The 17426-nt window shown below is 72.9% G+C and carries 19 protein-coding genes; 3 read left to right on the top strand and 16 right to left on the bottom strand.

Annotated elements, in window-relative coordinates; translation table 11 throughout:
- Positions 1–32: 32 nt before the first annotated feature.
- The 6 genes from IEZ11_RS27400 to IEZ11_RS27425 all read right to left on the bottom strand — a co-directional run bounded on the left by IEZ11_RS27400 (position 33) and on the right by IEZ11_RS27425 (position 5607).
- Positions 33–935 (bottom strand): LysR family transcriptional regulator, encoded by a 903-nt coding sequence (locus IEZ11_RS27400; protein ID WP_189265555.1) that lies wholly within the window; start codon positions 933–935, stop codon positions 33–35.
- A gap of 52 nt (positions 936–987) precedes the next feature.
- Entirely contained in the window at positions 988–2181 is a 1194-nt protein-coding gene (locus tag IEZ11_RS27405) for a glycine C-acetyltransferase (RefSeq protein ID WP_189265556.1), read from the bottom strand.
- A gap of 31 nt (positions 2182–2212) precedes the next feature.
- Positions 2213–3241, bottom strand: coding sequence for an L-threonine 3-dehydrogenase (gene tdh, locus IEZ11_RS27410; protein ID WP_189265557.1), 1029 nt, complete (start codon positions 3239–3241; stop codon positions 2213–2215).
- Positions 3242–3417: 176 nt separating this feature from the next.
- Positions 3418–3789 (bottom strand): YybH family protein, encoded by a 372-nt coding sequence (locus IEZ11_RS27415; protein ID WP_189265558.1) that lies wholly within the window; start codon positions 3787–3789, stop codon positions 3418–3420.
- 46 nt (positions 3790–3835) lie between these two features.
- Positions 3836–4549: an SDR family NAD(P)-dependent oxidoreductase gene (locus tag IEZ11_RS27420; protein WP_189265559.1), complete on the bottom strand. Its 714-nt coding sequence runs from the start codon at positions 4547–4549 to the stop codon at positions 3836–3838.
- A 128-nt stretch (positions 4550–4677) separates the two neighbouring features.
- Positions 4678–5607, bottom strand: coding sequence for a LysR family transcriptional regulator (locus tag IEZ11_RS27425; RefSeq protein ID WP_189265560.1), 930 nt, complete (start codon positions 5605–5607; stop codon positions 4678–4680).
- Between the two features lie 107 nt (positions 5608–5714).
- On the opposite strand from IEZ11_RS27425, the gene IEZ11_RS27430 reads away from it, so the two are divergent.
- A complete protein-coding gene (locus IEZ11_RS27430; RefSeq protein ID WP_189265561.1) occupies positions 5715–6017 on the top strand; it encodes a muconolactone Delta-isomerase family protein in 303 nt (100 codons plus the stop codon).
- 95 nt (positions 6018–6112) lie between these two features.
- Here the strand turns inward: IEZ11_RS27430 and IEZ11_RS27435 are convergent, their stop codons facing one another.
- From IEZ11_RS27435 to IEZ11_RS27470, 8 genes are all read right to left on the bottom strand, one after another.
- On the bottom strand, positions 6113–6274 hold the full coding sequence (locus IEZ11_RS27435; protein WP_189265562.1) for a hypothetical protein: 162 nt from the start codon (positions 6272–6274) through the stop codon (positions 6113–6115).
- A gap of 57 nt (positions 6275–6331) precedes the next feature.
- On the bottom strand, positions 6332–6913 hold the full coding sequence (locus IEZ11_RS27440; RefSeq protein ID WP_189265563.1) for a GAF domain-containing protein: 582 nt from the start codon (positions 6911–6913) through the stop codon (positions 6332–6334).
- Between the two features lie 61 nt (positions 6914–6974).
- Positions 6975–7574: a GTP-binding protein gene (locus IEZ11_RS27445; protein WP_089107223.1), complete on the bottom strand. Its 600-nt coding sequence runs from the start codon at positions 7572–7574 to the stop codon at positions 6975–6977.
- Positions 7552–7923, bottom strand: a complete 372-nt coding sequence (locus IEZ11_RS27450) for a DUF742 domain-containing protein (RefSeq protein WP_189265564.1) — start codon at positions 7921–7923, stop codon at positions 7552–7554. Before IEZ11_RS27450 ends, IEZ11_RS27445 begins: the two co-directional genes overlap by 23 nt.
- A gap of 2 nt (positions 7924–7925) precedes the next feature.
- Complete coding sequence (locus IEZ11_RS27455; protein ID WP_189265565.1) at positions 7926–8360, bottom strand: roadblock/LC7 domain-containing protein; 435 nt, start codon at positions 8358–8360, stop codon at positions 7926–7928.
- A gap of 74 nt (positions 8361–8434) precedes the next feature.
- Positions 8435–10861 carry a sensor histidine kinase gene (locus IEZ11_RS27460; RefSeq protein ID WP_268239930.1) on the bottom strand — a complete coding sequence of 809 codons (2427 nt, stop codon included), beginning with the start codon at positions 10859–10861 and terminating at the stop codon, positions 8435–8437.
- A gap of 417 nt (positions 10862–11278) precedes the next feature.
- Positions 11279–12439: a DUF4037 domain-containing protein gene (locus tag IEZ11_RS27465; RefSeq protein WP_189265654.1), complete on the bottom strand. Its 1161-nt coding sequence runs from the start codon at positions 12437–12439 to the stop codon at positions 11279–11281.
- Between the two features lie 108 nt (positions 12440–12547).
- Positions 12548–13735, bottom strand: coding sequence for an MBL fold metallo-hydrolase (locus IEZ11_RS27470; protein WP_189265566.1), 1188 nt, complete (start codon positions 13733–13735; stop codon positions 12548–12550).
- Positions 13736–13884: 149 nt separating this feature from the next.
- Between IEZ11_RS27470 and IEZ11_RS27475 the strand changes: the two genes are divergently transcribed.
- Positions 13885–15063: a glutamate dehydrogenase gene (locus tag IEZ11_RS27475; protein WP_189265655.1), complete on the top strand. Its 1179-nt coding sequence runs from the start codon at positions 13885–13887 to the stop codon at positions 15061–15063.
- Positions 15064–15075: 12 nt separating this feature from the next.
- On the opposite strand, the gene IEZ11_RS27480 is transcribed toward IEZ11_RS27475, so the two are convergent.
- On the bottom strand, positions 15076–16224 hold the full coding sequence (locus tag IEZ11_RS27480) for an MFS transporter (protein ID WP_189265567.1): 1149 nt from the start codon (positions 16222–16224) through the stop codon (positions 15076–15078).
- Positions 16221–16859: a helix-turn-helix domain-containing protein gene (locus IEZ11_RS27485; RefSeq protein ID WP_189265568.1), complete on the bottom strand. Its 639-nt coding sequence runs from the start codon at positions 16857–16859 to the stop codon at positions 16221–16223. The genes IEZ11_RS27480 and IEZ11_RS27485 overlap by 4 nt, the downstream gene beginning before the upstream one ends.
- Between IEZ11_RS27485 and IEZ11_RS27490 the strand changes: the two genes are divergently transcribed.
- Positions 16858–17379: a GNAT family N-acetyltransferase gene (locus IEZ11_RS27490; protein ID WP_189265569.1), complete on the top strand. Its 522-nt coding sequence runs from the start codon at positions 16858–16860 to the stop codon at positions 17377–17379. The two genes, IEZ11_RS27485 and IEZ11_RS27490, sit on opposite strands and share 2 nt — an antisense overlap.
- Positions 17380–17426 lie beyond the last annotated feature (47 nt).

A 17426-nucleotide genomic window follows, 5' to 3' on the forward strand; every position in this document is an offset into this window, starting at 1 on the left:
CCCTGATATGAGACGCCGGTGTGAAGAAAGGCTCACGGCCGTGCCGCCTCGCCCAGGGCGGTCAGCACCGGGCGGATCAGTGGATGGCCCTCGGCTCCGCGTCGTACGGCCGCGAAGACGCGGCGGGTCGGGGCGACGCCGTCGACGGGGCGTACGACCACGCCGGTCAGGTCCATGCCGCGCAGCGCCGAGCGCGGCACGAGGGCCACGCCCGCGTCGGCCGAGGCCAGCGCCACCACGGCACGGAAGTCGTCGGAGGAGTGTTCGAGACGGGGCTGGAAGCCGGCGCTCTCGCAGGCCAGGACGACCACGTCGTGGCAGGGGTTGCCGGGGTAGGGGCCGATCCAGGTGTCCTTGGCCAGGTCGGCGAGGGGCACCTCGGAGGTCCCGGCCAGCCGGTGGTGGAGCGGGACGACGGCGTCGAAGGGCTCGGCGTACAGGGGTACGTGGGTGAGCCGGGGGTCGTCGGCGGACGGCGCCCCCCGGTACTCGACGGCGACCGCGACGTCGACCTGCCGGTCCAGGACCATCGGGAGGCTGGCGTCGCCCTCGGCGTCCTGGACGCGGATCCGGATACCGGGTGCGGTGCGGGCGAGACGGGCCACGGCCGGGGCGACCACCTGGGCGATGCCGGTGGCGAAGGCGGCGACGGTGACCGTGCCGGCCTCGCCCGAGCCGTACGCGGCGAGCTCGGCCTCGGCCCGCTCCAGCTGGGCGAGGACCGCGTTGGTGTGGGCGAGCAGGATCTCGCCGGCCGGGGTCAGCCGTACCCCCTTGGCGCCGCGCTCGACCAGACGGTGGCCGGTCTCCTGCTCAAGGGCCGTCAGTTGCTGGGACACCGCCGAGGGGGTCAGGTACAGCGCGGCGGCTGCCGCCGTGACCGTGCGGTGGTCGGCCACCGCACGGAGGATGTGGAGCCGCCGTGCCTCGATCATGGGATTGATTATCGCAATATGTCGGCGCCGCTCGGGCCGGCGGCCCGGCTGCTCAGCCGGCCAGCTCCGCTCGGGCCGCGACGAAGGCGTCCACCGCGCGGTTCACGTCGTCCGTCGAGTGGGCCGCGGACAGCTGGACCCGGATCCGGGCCTGCCCCTGCGGGACCACCGGGTAGGAGAAGCCGATCACGTACACGCCCCGCTCCAGGAGCAGCTCGGCCATGCGGCCCGCCACGGCCGCGTCGCCGATCATCACGGGGGCGATGGCGTGGTCGCCGGGGAGGATGTCGAAGCCCTCCTCGGTCATCCGGCGGCGGAACAGGGCGGTGTTCTCGGCGAGCCGGACCCGCAGGTCGTCCGCCGCCTCCAGCAGGTCGAGGACCTTGAGGGAGGCCGCCGCGATCACCGGGGCCAGGGTGTTGGAGAAGAGGTAGGGGCGGGAGCGCTGGCGGAGCAGGGCGACGATCTCGGCGCGGGCCGCGACATAGCCGCCGGAGGCGCCGCCGAGGGCTTTGCCGAGGGTGCCGGTGACGATGTCGACGCGGTCCATGACGCCGTGCAGCTCGGGGGTGCCCCGGCCGGACGGGCCGACGAAGCCGACGGCGTGCGAGTCGTCGACCATGACCATCGCGTCGTAGCGGTCGGCGAGGTCGCAGATCTCGCGCAGCGGGGCCAGATAGCCGTCCATGGAGAACACGCCGTCGGTGACGACCAGCCGGCGCCGGGCGCCCTGCGCCTCCTTCAGCTGCCGCTCCAGGTCGGCCAGGTCGCGGTTGGCGTAGCGGAGGCGGCGGGCCTTGGAGAGGCGGATGCCGTCGATGATCGAGGCGTGGTTGAGGGCGTCGGAGATCACCGCGTCCTCCTCGCCGAGCAGGGTCTCGAAGACCCCGCCGTTGGCGTCGAAGCAGGAGGAGTAGAGGATCGTGTCCTCCTGGCCGAGGAACGCCGACAGGCGGGCCTCCAGCTCCTTGTGGACCTCCTGGGTGCCGCAGATGAAGCGGACGGAGGCCATGCCGTAGCCCCAGCGGTCCAGGGCCTGGTGGGCGGCGGCGATCACGTCGGGGTGGTCGGCGAGGCCGAGGTAGTTGTTGGCACAGAAGTTGAGGACCTCGCCCGGACGGCCGCCCGCGGTGACGGCGACGGTCGCGGACTGCGGGGTGCCGATGACCCGCTCGGGCTTGTGCAGACCGGCGGCGCGGATCTCGTCGAGGGTGGCGCGCAGGTCGTCGCGCACGGAGTCGAACATCATCAGTCCTTGGGTGTCGTCAGCGGGTCCGTCAGTGGGTCCAGTCCAGGATGACCTTGCCGCCGCGGCCGCTCGCGGCGTCGGCGAAGGCCGCCTCGAAGTCGCGGTAGCCGTAGCGGCCGGTGATCACGGGGGCGAGGTCGAGTCCGCCCTCCAGCAGCACCGACATCGCGTACCAGGTCTCGAACATCTCACGGCCGTAGATGCCCTTGACGGTGATCATCGAGGTGACGATCCGGGCCCAGTCGACGGCGAACTCCTGGGCGGGCAGACCGAGCATGGCGATACGGCCGCCGTGCGTCATGTTGGCGATCATGTCGCGCATGGCCTCGGGCCGGCCGGACATCTCCAGGCCGATGTCGAAGCCCTCGCGCAGGCCCAGCTGCCGCTGTCCGTCGGCGATCGCCGCCTGCGACACGTTCAGGGCGAGGCTCACGCCGATCTTGCGGGCGAGTTCGAGGCGCTCCTCGCTGACGTCGGTGATCACGACATGCCGGGCGCCGGCGTGCCGGGCCACGGCGGCGGCCATGAGGCCGATCGGCCCGGCGCCGGTGATCAGGACGTCCTCGCCGACCAGCGGGAAGGAGAGGGCCGTGTGCACCGCGTTGCCGAACGGGTCGAAGATCGCGGCCACGTCCAGGTCGACGGGAACGCGGTGCACCCAGACGTTGCCGGCGGGCAGCGCGACGTACTCGGCGAACGCGCCGTCGCGGCCGACGCCGAGGCCGACCGTGGCCCGGCACAGATGGCGCCGCCCGGCCTGGCAGTTGCGGCACTTGCCGCACACGAGGTGGCCCTCGCCGCTGACCCGGTCGCCCACCTCGATGTCGCTGACATCCCGGCCGAGCGCCACGACCTCGCCGACGAACTCGTGCCCGAGCACCAGCGGCGTGGTGATGGCCTGCCGGGCCCAGCCGTCCCACGCCCGGATGTGCAGATCGGTGCCGCAGATACCGGTCCGCTGCACCTTGATCAGTACGTCACCCGGTCCGACCGTGGGCTCCGGCACGTCCGTGAGCCACAGCCCGGGCTCCGCCTTCTGCTTGACCAGCGCCTTCAACGCTACGGCTCCTGTGCGTGAGATCCCGGCCGCGGGGACGCCGAGGCGGCCCGCGGCCTGGGAGGGGGTGGAATCTCACAGCAATCTGCCGCACCCGGGCGCGTCGGTCCATCGAGGATTTCTTAACCGCCGCCACAGCTGCGCTTCACACCTGCGGAACACCCGGCAGGACACGGCTAGTCGAGGCGCGAGACCTGGTAGTGGGCGATGAACCAGTCCTCGCCCGTCCGGGTGACGAGGACGGAGAGCTTCACATCCACCGGGGGCCGGTCCACGAACGAGAACTCGACCCCCAGATAGCCGAGGACGACACCCTCGGCGGGCCGCCGGGTCTCCAGGACGCGGTAGACCGCCTTCATCCCGAGGGGCTGGGAGTCGTAGTACGCGGCGACGCCCTGCCGTCCGACGCTGTACGGATGCAGTCCCTGGAAGACGGCGTCCTCGGTGAACTGGGCGGCGACGCGCTCGGGACGGTGCGCGTCGACGGCCTCCTGCCACCGGTCGAGGACCGCGCTCAGGATCGCCGTGTCCTCGGTCGTGCTGGTCATGTCCGCTCCTTGCTCTCTTCGACGGGTGATGCGCCTTGCCTGGCTGTCAGTGTCCGGCGCTCATGCCGCCGTCGACGTGCAGGATCTCGCCGGTGACGAACGGCGCGGTCTCCAGGAAGAGCACCGCGTCGACGATGTCGCTCACTTCACCCATCCGGCCGACCGGGTGCAGGGCGGCGAGGAACTCGTGGGTCTCGGCCGCGTGCATCGGGGTCTTGATGGTGCCGGGCGACACCGCGTTGACGCGGATGCCGCGGGTGGCGTACTCGATCGCCAGGGACTTGGTCGCGGACTGGAGGCCGCCCTTGGTCAGTGAGGCCAGCACGGAGGGCACCCGGGCGTCCGGGCTGTCGACCAGGCTGGTGGTGATGCTGACGATGTGTCCGCCGCCCTGGGCGAGCAGGTGCGGGACCGCCTGCTGGGTGAGGTGGAAGAAACCGGCGACGTTGATGCCGGTGACGGCGGCGTAGTCCGCGGCGGTGTAGTCGGTGAAGGGCTTGGCGACGAAGATGCCGGCGTTGTTGACCACGGTGTCGATCCGGCCGAAACGCTCGACGGCGGCGGCCACGACCCGCTCGGCGGTCGCCGGGTCGGCGATGTCGCCCTGGACGGTCAGGACACCGTCGTCGTCGGCGGGGGCGATGGTGCGCGAGGTGGCTACGACCGCGAAGCCGAGCTTCCGGTAGCCCTCGACGAGGGTGGCGCCGATGCCCTGCGAGGCACCGGTGACGATCGCGACCTTCTGCTGCTGAGTGCTCATGACGACCTTTTCCGTAGGGGCTGACGATCGCTAGCCGACCGGTCAACTACTTGGAACGTAGGTCACGCCGGTCCGGGGCGCCAGGATCGGCTTCCTCCTGACTGGGAGGCCCAGCCTCCCAGCGCAGCTCAGCCCGGGAGCGCGTACGGATCGCCGGCGGGCAGCCAGGCGTCCGGGGCGTGGATCCCGAGGTCGCCGACGCCCTCGCACAGGGCGTCGACGGCGGCCAGGACGCCGGCGCGGTCCTCGCTCGCGCGCCAGACCAGGGACCAGGTCCAGTACACCTTCGGCGCGACGATCTCGCGGCGGACCAGGTCGGGCGGGAGCGGAGTGGTCTGGCCCTTGGGCGAGTTGAGGACTGGCCGGGTGCAGCGCCGGACGTGGTCGAAGTAGGCCGGGCCGGTGACGGCGCCGTCGGAGATGCGCACCGCGCGGGCGCCGACGGCCCGGGTGAGCTCCTCCGCGTACCCGTTCCAGGAGGCCCAGGAGGTGATGTCCTCGTCGATCAGGATGTCCGTGTCCCGGGCCGGCAGGTCGCTGGTGTCGGTGCCCTTGGCGACGGCGTACAGCCGGTCGGCGCCGATCAGCCGGGCCCGCAGCCCGAGCCGTTCGAGGTCCTCGGTACGCACCCAGCAGACGGCGAGGTCCAGGCTGCCGTCGGCGACCCGGGCGGCCTGGGTGTGGGAGGGCGCGACCCACGCGTCCACGTGCACCCGGGCCACCGCGGCGGTCCGTGAACCCAGGTCCGGCGGCAGCCAGTTGACATAGCCGAGCCGTACCGGCTGGGAGCCCGAGAGCCGGCCCGCCCGGCGTCTGAGGTCGTCGGCCCGCGCCAGCAGGTCCCGGGTGTGCGGAAGCAGTTCGGCGCCCGCGGGGGTGAGGGAGACCGAGCGGCGGTCGCGGTCGAACAGCCGGACGCCCAGGTCCCGTTCGAGCGCCTTGATCTGCTGGGAGAGCGAGGGGCCCGCGATGAGCAGCCGCTCGGCGGCCCGGCCGAAGTTCAGCTCTTCGGCGACCGCCACGAAGTAGCGCAGTTGGCGCAGTTCCACGCGCGTCATGCTACGCGTGCTGGGAGGCCGCGCCTCCCAGCAGCGAGTCCGCCGGTCGTGGCAGTGCGGCCGACGGCGGCGCAGCATGGAGTCACGGACAACCGAGGGAGCACACCGTGCGAGAGTTCCTGGTCGAGATCACCACCACCGTCCCCGAGGGCACCGGCCAGGACGAGGTCGACCGGCGGCGGGCCGCGGAGGCCGTCCGAGCGAGGGAGCTGGCCGCGACCGGTCATCTGGCCCGGCTGTGGCGCCCGGTGGGCGAGTTGCGCAGCATCGGTGTCTGGCGGGCCGCCGACGAGGCGGAACTCCACGAGAAGGTGCTCGGCACCCTGCCCCTGCGCCCGTGGATGACGCTCACCGTCACCCCGCTGGAGTCCCACCCCAACGACCCGGGCCGGGTCGACGGCACCCACTGACCGGCGCCTCCCCCTGGACCCGTGTCACCGGGACCGCCGTCACACCGCCGCGGCCGCACTGCCACGGCCGCACTGCCACGGTCAGGCCGCCGCGGTCACACCGCCACGGTCACGTCGCCACGGTCACGTCGCCGCGGGTGCCGGTCACGGCCGGTCACCACCCGCCTCGCCTCGGTCCGGTCGCTCAGCTCCAGGGTCAGGATCAGCGAGCACGCGGCGTCGAGAGTCTTCCGCCCGGCGTCACCGGTGCGTCCCATGCGACCGCGGCAGGGGGATATGGGACCGGTCGGCTGGTGAAGCGGCTGCTCCCGCGGTCACAGCAGCGGCAGACCGTCGGCCTCGCGGCGCTCGATGCGGGCCACCAGCTCGGCCGCCGACGACTTGATGGTCTCCAGACCGGGGCGGCCCCAGGGCCGCGGCTCCACGTCGACCACGCACACCGTGCCGAGCGTCGTGCCCGTGCTGTCGATGAGCGGGGCGCCCAGATAGGAACGGATGCCGAAGTCGTCGACGACCGGGTTGCCCGCGAACCTGGGGTAGTCGCAGACGTCCTCCAGGACCAGCGCCTTGCGCCGGACCACCACATGGGGGCAGAAACCATGGTCGCGGGGCAGTTCACGGCCCAGTACCGGGGTGCTGCCGTCGGGCCGCACCACGGGCGGTGCCACGTCCGGCAGGTGCAGGCCCGCGAAGAACTGGCGGTTCAGGTCGATGAAGTTGACCATGGCGTACGGCGCCCCGGTGACCTCGGCGAGCCGGTCCGCGTAGGTGTCCAGGGCCGGGTCCGGATGTGCGCCCAGGCGCAGTTGGCCGAGGCGCCGGGTGCGCTCGGGTGCCTCCTTGTCCTCGGGCGTGAGCAGCAGCCGGCCGGCCGGGCGCGGCGGGTCGTACCTCATGCGCGGGCTCCGTCGCGGTGGACGTGGGTCATATACGGGCTCCGTGTGGGGTGTATGAGGTTCACATGTGGGCGCCATGGCTCGGCGCGGAGACCGGAGCATGGGCGATGAGATGACGGACGAGGGTGAGCAGGGTCTGGACGCCGGAGCTGGAGATACGGGCGTCGCAGCGGACCACCGGGACCTCCGGGTCGAGGTCGATGGCGGCGCGTACCTCGTCGGGGTCGTAGCGGTAGGAACCGTCGAACTCGTTGATGGCGACGATGAAGCCGAGGCCGCGCTCCTCGAAGAAGTCGACGGCCGCGAAGCAGTCCTCCAGGCGGCGGGTGTCAGCGAGGATGACCGCGCCGAGCGCGCCCTCGGACAGCTCGTCCCACATGAACCAGAACCGCTCCTGTCCGGGCGTGCCGAACAGGTAGAGCACGTGTTCCGGGTCCAGGGTGATGCGGCCGAAGTCCATGGCCACGGTCGTCTCGACCTTGTTCTCGATCCCTTCGAGACTGTCGGTCGCGGCACTGACCGTGGTGAGGAGTTCCTCCGTGGACAGCGGCGCGATCTCGCTGACCGCGCCCACGAAGGTGGTCTTGCCGACTCCGAACCCGCCGGCCACCAGGATCTTCAGCGCGGTGGGGAAGGGATCAGAGCTGTCGTCGTAGTCCATCGAGCACTGCCTCCAGGAGGGACCGGTCAGTGGGGTTGTGGTGGAACACGGGGGGCTTGGCGGTCAGCGCCCCGCAGTCGACGAGGTCCGAGAGCAGCACCTTGGTGACCACGGCGGGAAGTTTGAGGTGCGCGGCGATCTCGGCGACCGAGACGGGGGCGCGGCACAGGTCGAGTGCCTGCGCGTGCTCCAGGCCGAGGTAGCCGATCGGCGTGGACCCGGTCGCCATCACCTGCGACATGAGGTCGAGGGCGATGCTGGGCTCGGTGCGGCCGTTGCTGACCGTGAACGGGCGCACGAGGCGTCCGGCCGCGTCGTCGAGCCAGGGCCCGTCGCCGGCTGCCGCCACCCTCAAGGCCTCATCGCCGTGGAGTCGACGGCGTGCTGCCGGGGCGCGGTGACGAGGTACGGGCGCACGCTCTTGACCAGCATCGCCATCTCGTAGCCGAGGACGGCAGCATCGGCCTCCCGGCCCGCCAGCACGGCGAGGCAGGTGCCGGAGCCGGCGGTGGTGACGAACAGCAGCGTCGAGTCGAGTTCGACGACGACCTGGCGGACGTCCCCGCCGTCGCCGAACCGGACGCCCGCGCTGCGGCCGAGCGAGTACAGGCCGGAGGCGAGCGCCGCCATGTGGTCGGCGCTGTCCGGGTCGAGGCCGTGGACGGACTTCACCAGCCCGTCGCAGGAGAGGAGCACCGCGCTGCTGGTGTGCGGTACGCGTTGCACTAGGCCGCTCATCAGCCAGTCGAGGTCGGATACCTGGGCGGTCGGCGCATCGCTCGCCATGGTGGATCGACTCCTTGAGGTACGAAGGTCTGCGGGAGCGGTGGGGATGGGGGTGGGGGTGGACACGGTGCTGGTCATCCGGTCGGCGCGCTCCCGTCGGGCCGGGCGGTGAATTCGGAGCTGTGCACCGGGCGCAGGGCCTGGGAGTACGACTGGGGCCGGGCCGCCGGCTGGGGGTCGGCGGGGTCCCGGTGTGTCCGGCTCAGGTGGGTGGGGGCCGAGTGGTCCGGGGCAGGGTGGTCCGGGGCCGCGTGGTCCGGGGCCATGTGGTCCGAGGTCGGGTGGTCCGGGGCCATGTGGTCGTAGGTCATGTGGCCCGGCGCCATGTGACCTGGGGTCATGTGGTCCGAGGACAGGGGGGCCGGCGCCACGGGGTCCAGCCCGATGGGGTCTGGCGTCAAGAGGTCCCGGTCCGACTGGTCCGGGGCTGTGTGGTCGGGAGCTGTGTGGTCCGGAATCAGGTATCCGGTCGTCATGTGGGCCGCCCCCATATGTGCCGCCTCGATGTGCGGGGCATCCAGGCGCGTGGCGTCCATGTGGATGGCGTCCATGTGGATGGCGTCCATGTGGGTGGCATCGAGGTGCATGGCCGGGGATGTGTGGGGCGGCCGGTCGCCGGAGCTGTCGGCGGGGCCCATGTCGGCGAAGCCCATGCCGGTGAACCCGCCCTGGAGGGCCGCGCTATGTGCGCCGCCCACGGACTCGGCGGTGGTCGGTTCCACCTGGGTGCCCTCCAGGTGCTGCTGGGCCTCGGCGAGGCCGATGCCGCGCTGGAAGGCGGCCATCAGGCCGGGGTCGTGCCCGGCCGGGACCTCGCTGTCCTGGCGGGGCGCCGGGCCACCACGGAGCTGCGGAACGATGTGCTCCTGGGCACGGCGGCGCGGCAGCTGGGGTTTGCCCATGGTGCCGCGCACGGCGCCGACACGCGGTACGGGCGGGCTGCCCGCGTGCTCGGCGACCGTGGGCCGGTCCTCGGACCGGATGCCGGGCAGCGCCTCGGCGGGGTTCGGGCGGGTCTCCTGGGCGCCGCGCACCGGCAGTGGCGCGGGCGCGCCCCCGTGCTGCGCGCGGCGGCGACGGCCACCGGCGGGGGCCGTGGCGGAGCCCTGCTGCTGTCCGGGGACCCGGCCGGCCGCCGTGGCGCCGGTGGCGGGCCGGATACCTTCCAGCGCCCCGGTGTCGTCGGACGGCCGTGCTCCCCCGCCGCCGGGAACACCACCGGCCACCGGCGCACCGACCCCGCTCGCCGTGTCGCGCGGCTGCGGTACGTCTCCGGGTGCTCCGGGCGCGCCCGCCGCCGTACCGAGCAGGCCCTGCGGGACGACGAGGACGGCCTGGACGCCGCCGTAGATGTTGCTCTGGAGGCGGACGTTGATGCCGTGCCGCCGGGCGAGCTGGGAGACGACGAAGAGGCCGATGCGGCCGTCGGCCAGCAGGCTGGCGACGTTGACCTGGTCGGGGTCGGCGAGCAGGGCGTTCATCTTGGACTGTTCGCCGACCGGCATGCCGAGTCCGCGGTCCTCGACCTCGACCGCGAGGCCGGAGGTGACGAGGTTGGCGCGGAGCAGCACCTGGGTGTGCGGGGCGGAGAACACCGTGGCGTTCTCGACGAGTTCGGCGAGAAGGTGGATGACGTCGGCGACGGCGTGGCCGCGCAGTTCGCCGTCGATCGGCGGGACGAGCTTGACCCGGGAGTACTGCTCGACCTCGGCGATGGCGGAGCGCAGCACCTCCGTCATGGAGACGGGGTTGCTCCACTGGCGGCGGGAGACGGCGCCGCCGAGGACGGCGAGGTTCTCGGCGTGCCGTCGGATGCGGGTGGCCAGGTGGTCGACGTGGAAGAGGCCCTTGAGGAGGTCAGGGTCCTCGATCTCGTTCTCCAGTTCGTCGAGGATCGAGATTTCCCGGTGCACGAGGGACTGAAGCCGCCGCGCCAGGTTGACGAAGACCTCCAGTTTCTGTTCGCTGCCGGCCTGGCTGGAGAGCTGGGCCGCCTGCACGACGGCGGTCACGGCGCCGTTGTGCGCCCGGGACAGGTCGGCGGCGAGCAGTTCGAAGTCGTCAGCGTTCTCGGGCGGTCCGCCGCGCGGCTTGCGCGGGGGCGGGGTCTCGCCGCGGCGCAGCGCGTCGACGAGGGCCAGCAGGTCGGCCTCGCCGCGGGCGGTGTTGCGGCGCAGGGTGCCGACGCGGTCGCTGACCGAGCGGGCGGCACGGCCCGCGGCCACGGCGGCGATCACGATGCCCGCGGCCGTCACCGAGACCGCTCCGGTGAGCACGGCCAGCAGGGTGAGGCCGGGCCGGACGCCGGTGGAGCGGACGGTGAACAGAACGGCCGCGCAGCCGCTGAGCGCCACCGCGACCGGTGGCAGTACCGCCAGACGCATGAGCTGAGGCCGTATGTGGGTCTCGGGCAGCGCGGGAACGGGGCGGGCGACCGGACGTCCGTGCCGGCCGCCCTCACGGCGGTCGGCGCGGGCGGCCGGTGCACGGAGGTGAGACATCTGCGTCCTCGTACTGGTCCGTCGGGCCTGGATGCTCGCGCGGGTCGCGCGAGTTGGGCATGCGCCATCGCGGTGCCGGCCGAGGGGACCGCAGAAGAATTCGGCCCCGCGTCGTCCGACGGACACTCACAGTAGTCGCCAAGGCATCATGTGCGGCGGGCAGTTGACAAAGTCCCCCGACGACGGTCCCGCTCTGGTATGAGCCCTCGCACGAAAGACCGATAACCCGGTCGACGTTCCGCTCCCGAACGGCCACCTACCGATCCCACCTGCTCAGAAACGGTCGCACGGAGAAGACACGGGGGCCGGGCTCCCGCCGCGCCGTCTCGCTCGCCACCCCTCGGTCAGCGCATCCTCAGGAGGCCCGGCGGGGCGGCGGCAGGGTCCCTTCGCACCCCCTCCCTCCCGCCCGGAATGTCACGCACGGTGACCCCTTTGGCCTCGGCTGTTCGTCATCGGTGCGCGGCGCGGGCCGTCGTGGGCGTCGATGCCCGTGACGGCGTCGGTCACGGCCCGGGTCAGGTCCGTCCGACTCAGGACCTCCGTGCTGTCGATGAACTGGTCCACCGCCCCCGCCCGGCGCAACGCCCGTATGTCCGGGTTCCCGATACGGGCGGTGAGGGCCCGGGTGAAGCGGTCGGCGCGCAGCACCCGGAAGGGCCGGGAGTGGTAGGGGCGGGTGGCCGGGTCCACCCGGTCGGTGAGCTCCAGCTCGTTGTGCAGGTGGGCGACGATCTCGTACGCCCGGCCCAGATGACGCTCGCGGCGGTGCCAGTCGGTGGCGGCGAGGACGGCGGTGAGTTCGGAGGTGAGCCGCGGGGCCGCCGGGGTGCGGGCGAAGGCGCTGCCGAGCCATTTGCCGTACGGCGGATAGCGCCGGTCCATCAGCAGGGAGAGCCGCATCAGGTCGCGGACCAGGCGGGAGGCCTCGACGGCGGAGCCCAGTTCGTCGCCGACCTCGCCGCAGCGGCCGACGAAGGCCTCCTCCTCGGCGATGCGCTGCCACTGGCAGGCGAGGACGTGGAGCCAGAGATCGTGGGGATACCAGCGCAGGGCGGTGCGGGCCGGGGTGAGCGTGTGGAGGCCGTCATGGAACACGGCACCGGCGGTGACCTCGGCGAGGAGCTGGGTGGGCAGGGCGAGCCAGTGCGCCGGGGTGACTCCGGAGGCGGGATCGAAGCCGAGGGCCGCGACGAACCAGGAGGAGACGCCGGTCACTTCGACACGGTGGTGTACCGGACCGTCGGTGACCCGCATGACGCGGATGTCCCGGTCGCCCGTGGCGGCGAAGTGAGTGGGCCAGCCATGGAAGGTCTTCGGAAGGTGTTCGGCCAGCACATGTCTGATGCGTCCGGCATGCCGACTCACATCATGGGAGTGCAGGAAGAGCTGGAGGCGTGGGCCCCATTCATGGTCGGCGGAGCGCTCGGTGTCGTAACCGAGCACTTCGGAGCCGGCGCCGATGCGGGCGGCGGAGTGGGGTATGCCGGGAGCCGCCTCCTCCAGCAGCGGGCGTACGGCCTCGGTGTAGAAGCGCCGGGAGAGCTCAAGCCCAGGTAAGAAGGCGGGACTTGGCATATGTGCATGGCTCATGGCGATGCCCCTGCCCAGGTTGTGCAGGGGCATGCACGCCGTTTTCACGCCGCCGCCACATCGGTGACGGCGGTGCACAGGCCGCCCGCGCGGTCAGCGTTCGCCCGCGAGGTCGAGGTCCCCCTGCCCCGGCGCGGCCTCCGACTGCTTCTCACCGCGCCACGGCCGGGCGACCGGCGCCGAGACCGCACGCCACCACGGGTCGGCGGGCAGCTTGCCGGACGGCTCGAAGGGCTCGCCGGGACGCGGCAGCGCGACCGCCTGGCCCGCCTCGTCGCCGGCGTCCTTGGTCCACTCCCCCGGCTCTGCCCAGGCATGCGGGGCGAGGTTGAAGGTGCCCCAGTGGATCGGCAGCAGCACGCCGTGCGGCTGCCCGCCCTGGAGGTCGAGGTGGGCCCGCACGCCCTCCTGGGGCGTCATGTGTATGTCGGGCCAGAACTCGCTGTACGCACCGATCTGGATCATCGTCACGTCGAACGGCCCGTGGTCGGCGCCGATGTCCTGGAAGCCGTCGAAGTAACCGGTGTCACCGCTGTGGTAGATCCGGTGCTCCGCGCCGGAGACGACCCAGGACGCCCACAGGGTGTGCTGGGTGTTGCGCAGCCCCCGGCCGCAGAAGTGCCGGGCGGGGGTCGCCGTCAGGGTGAGCCCGCCGACCTTGGTCTCCTCGTGCCAGTCCAGCTCGCGCAGCCGGTCGGCGGGGACTCCCCACTGTTCGAGGTGGGCGCCGACGCCGAGCGGCACGGCGAACACGGTGTCCGTGCCGGCCAGCGCCTTGATCGTGGGCAGGTCGAGATGGTCGTAGTGGTCGTGCGAGATGACCACGACGTCGACCGGGCCGAGCGCGGCGAGCGGCAGCGGCACCGGGTGCAGCCGCCGGGGCCCGGCGAACGGGAACGGGGAACACCGCTCGCCCCAGACGGGGTCGAACAGGACGCGGTGTCCGTCGATCTCGGCGAGGACGCTGGAGTGGCCCATCCACGTCACCCGCAGGCCGGTGACGGCGGGCCCGGCGAGGTCGGCGACGGTGGTGGGGTGCACCGGGACGGTGCCCCGGGGGGCTCTGCGGGCCCGCTGCTCCTTCTCGAAGTAGGTCCTCGCGAACTCCAGCATCGAGCCCGAGGGCCGCATCCGGGTGGTGCCGCCGGGGTTCTGGAAGACACCGTCCTTGAAGTGCGGGGAGCTCTGGATGCGGGCCAGGCGCTCGCCGCCGGGGTCCGCGCCGAAGGCAGCGGGCCGCAGCGCGCGGAGCCCGGAGCTCAGGGATCGCAAACCGGTCACGGTACCTCCAGTGGTGTCGCCGGGGTCCCCATTATGGTCGGCCCTTGTGACAGTCGGCGTTGACACCGCACCGTCCACCTCCCGATACTGACCCACTGTTCAGTAGCACCGTTTCTTCACACCGCTCCCGAGGAGCCTCCGTGACCCCCGTGACCGCTCCCCTGATGTCCCTCGTCTGGACCGACCACGTCACCGGCCGCCAGGGGTTCCTGGTCGTCGACCGGCTGGTACGGGGTGTGGCCAGTGGCGGTCTGCGGATGCGGCCGGGCTGCACCCTTGAGGAGGTCACCGGGCTCGCGCGCGGCATGACCATGAAGGAGGCCCTGCACTACAACCCCGAGGGCCGCTACATCCCGCTGGGCGGCGCCAAGGGCGGCATCGACTGCGATCCGCAGGACCCGGGGGCGTACGCGCTGCTGGTCCGCTATCTGCGCGCGATGCGGCCGTACGTGGAGAGTTCCTGGACCACCGGCGAGGACCTGGGGCTCACCCAGGACCTGGTGGACCGGGCGGCCGCCGAGGCGGGGCTGGTCTCCTCGGTCCAGGCCGTGTATCCGCTGCTGGACGACGAGACGGCGGCCCGGCGGCGGCTGGCGGACGCCTTCGCCGTCGAGGTGGACGGGATCGGTCTGGACGAGCTGGCCGGTGGCTGCGGGGTCGCCGAGTCGGTGCTGACGGCCCTGGACCGGGCGGGCGTGCCGTACCCGGGGACGCGGTTCGCCGTGCAGGGGCTCGGCACGATGGGCGGGGCCACGGCGCGGTTCCTGGCCCGCGCCGGGCTGACCGCCGTGGCGGTCGCCGACGTCAAGGGCACGATCGCCAACCCGGCGGGTCTGGACGTGGAGGCGCTGCTGCGGGCACGGGACGCGTACGGCACCGTCGACCGCGCGGTGCTGCGCCCCGGTGACGTGGAACTGCCGGGTGACGCCTGGCTGTCCGCCGACGCGGAGGTGCTGGTGCCAGCGGCGGTGTCGTACGCGATCGACACCGGCAACGAGCACCTGGTCACCGCCCGCTGGATCGTGGAGGCGGCCAACATGCCCGTGCTGCCCGAGGCGGAGGCACGGCTCACCGCGCGCGGGGTGACCGTGCTGCCGGACGTGGTGGTGAACTCGGGCACCAACGCCTGGTGGTGGTGGACCCTGTTCGGCGACATCGGCCCCGACGCGGACGAGGCGTTCGCCCACACCCGTCGTTCGATGCGGGCCCTGGTGGAGCTGATGCTGGACCGCGCGGAGTCCGACGGCACGACCCCGCGCGCGGCGGCCCACGCCCTGGTGACCGACCGGCTGCCGGTGATCGCGGAGCGGTTCGGCTGGTACCGGTGACGGGCCGGCCGGTCAGCGGCGCCCGAGAGCCGCGGCGAGCAGCAGCGCGCCCAGGGCCGTGAAGGCGGTGCCCTGCCAGCCGAGGGTGTCGAGCAGAGGTGCGGCGGCGGCCGTGCCGAGGGCGCCGATCGTGAAGTACACCACGAGGTAGACGCTGCTGAGGCTGCCGGAGCGGGCGGGGTCCAGGGCGATGACGCGGCTCTGGTTGGCGGCCTGGGCCGCGAAGCAGCCGGCGTCGAAGAGGGCCAGGCCGAGGGCGGTGCGCCACGGGGTGTCCAGGCCCGTCGCCAGCAGGACGGTACCGGTCGCGGCGGTGGCCATGGAGAGGCCGATCACCCGGCGCGGCCCGTGCCGGTCGGTGAGGCGGCCGGTGAGCGGGAGCGCGGCGAAACCGAGGAGTCCGGCCAGGCTGTACAGGCCGATGGCGGTGGGGCCGAGGGAGTGCGGCGGCTGGGCCAGGTCCAGGGTGAGCGCGATCCAGACGAGGTTGAAGGCGAAGTACCAGAGCGCTCCGGTGGTCACCGCGCGGCGCAGCCGCGGCTGGTGCAGGAGCAGCGGCGCGAGGGCCGTCAGGGTGGCGCGGTAGCCGCGCTCGGGGTGCGGCCGGTGCCGGGGCAGGAGCGTGGCGGCGGCGAGTGCGCCGAGCAGGGCGAGGGCGGCGAAGACGAGGAGCGTCCGCCGCCAGCCGAGGAGGTCGGTGAGGGCACCGCCCGCCGGCCGGCTGAGCAGGATGCCGGCCGACATGCCGGCGGCCACCAGGGCGACGCCGGTTCCGCCACGGCCCGGCCGGGCGTGTCGGCCGGCGATGTTGCCGGCCTGGGCGGCCACGCTCGCGGCGGCGCCGATCAGCAGGTAGGCACCCAGGAGCACGAAGGCGTCGGGCGCGGTCGCGGCGAGCGCGAGGGCCGCGCCGAGGGCGGTGAGCTGCGCGCCGACCAGGCGGTTGGGGGCGAGGTGGTCGGTGAGCGGGAGCAGCAGGGCGAAGCCGGTCATGCAGCCGGCGAGGGCGGCGGTCGGCACCAGGCCGATCACGGAGAGCGGCACGTCGAGGTCGGCGGCGACCGCGGTGAGCGCGGGCTGCACGGCGTAGTTGTTCGCGATCGCCGTCCCGGCCAGGACAGCCAGCAGGAACGTGCCGCCACGGGGCAGCGGCCTGCTCACGGCTGGGCGTCGCGGGTGAGGACGACGGCGTAACGGCACTCGGTGTCGGTGGTGTTGGCGAACACGCGCTCGGCGGGTGCGCCGAATTCGATGGTGTCGCCGGCGTCGAGTTCGTGGACCGCGTCGCCGTCGTGGAAGGTCAGCCGTCCGTCGAGGACCCAGACGAGTTGCCGTACGAAGGCGAAGGCGGCGGCCGGATACGGCACCCGGGCTCCGGCGGGCAGCCGGATCTCGGCGATCTCCGCCGGGAAACGCGGGCCGGTGATCTGGCGGCGCCGGTAGCCGGTGCCGGGGTCGCGCCACTCGGCGGCGTCGGCGCCGCGCCGCACGCCGGCACCGCCGACTGCGGCCTCCGGCGTACCTGCGGCGGGCAGCGCGCCTTCGGTCTCCTGGGTGCCTTCGGCGAGGGCCAGCAGCGAGGCGACCCCGAGCCGGAAGGCGGCGGAGAGCTTGCCGAGCACGACCGCGGTGGGGCTGCTCTCGCCGCGCTCGATCCTGCTGATCATCGCCGGGGAGACCCCGGAGGCGTCCGCGAGCTGCGCCAGGGTCCAGCGCCGGCGCTCCCGCTCGGTCCGGACCCGGGCGGCGATCTGCCGCACCAGGGGGTCCACCGGTGGTTCTACTATGTTGGACATGAATCCAACATACGAGAGAGGCCTGGTGGCGGTACGCCCGGCCCGGCCCGGTGACGAGGAGGCCGTGCGCGCGATCCGCAATCACGCGATCGAGCACTCGACGGCCCTGTGGACCGAGACCCCGCAGTCCCCCGCCGAGGGTGCGGCCTGGTTCGCCGCCCACCTGGAGCGCGGTTCGGCGCTCGTCGCCGAAGTGCCCGGGGCACCGGGCGAGGTGGCCGGGTTCGCGGTGTACGGCCCGTGGCGTGCGCTGGAGGGCTACCGGCACACGGTGGAGAACTCCGTGTACGTCCGCGAGGGGAGCCATGGGCTCGGCATCGGCTCCGCGCTGCTGGGCCCGCTCGTCGCCGCGGCGCGCGAGGCGGGCCACCATGTGATGATCGCCGGCATCGAGGCCGGGAACGCCGCGTCGATCCGGCTGCACGGCCGGTTCGGCTTCGAGAACGTCGGCACGGTCCGGGAGGTGGGCACCAAGTTCGGCCGCTGGCTGGATCTGACGATCATGCGGTTGCCGCTGTGACGAGCACCCGGCCGCGGCCGGCGCGGGACGCCGACACGGGTGGTGCG

The sequence above is a fragment of the Streptomyces fuscichromogenes genome, from assembly GCF_014645815.1.
Taxonomy (GTDB): domain Bacteria; phylum Actinomycetota; class Actinomycetes; order Streptomycetales; family Streptomycetaceae; genus Streptomyces; species Streptomyces fuscichromogenes.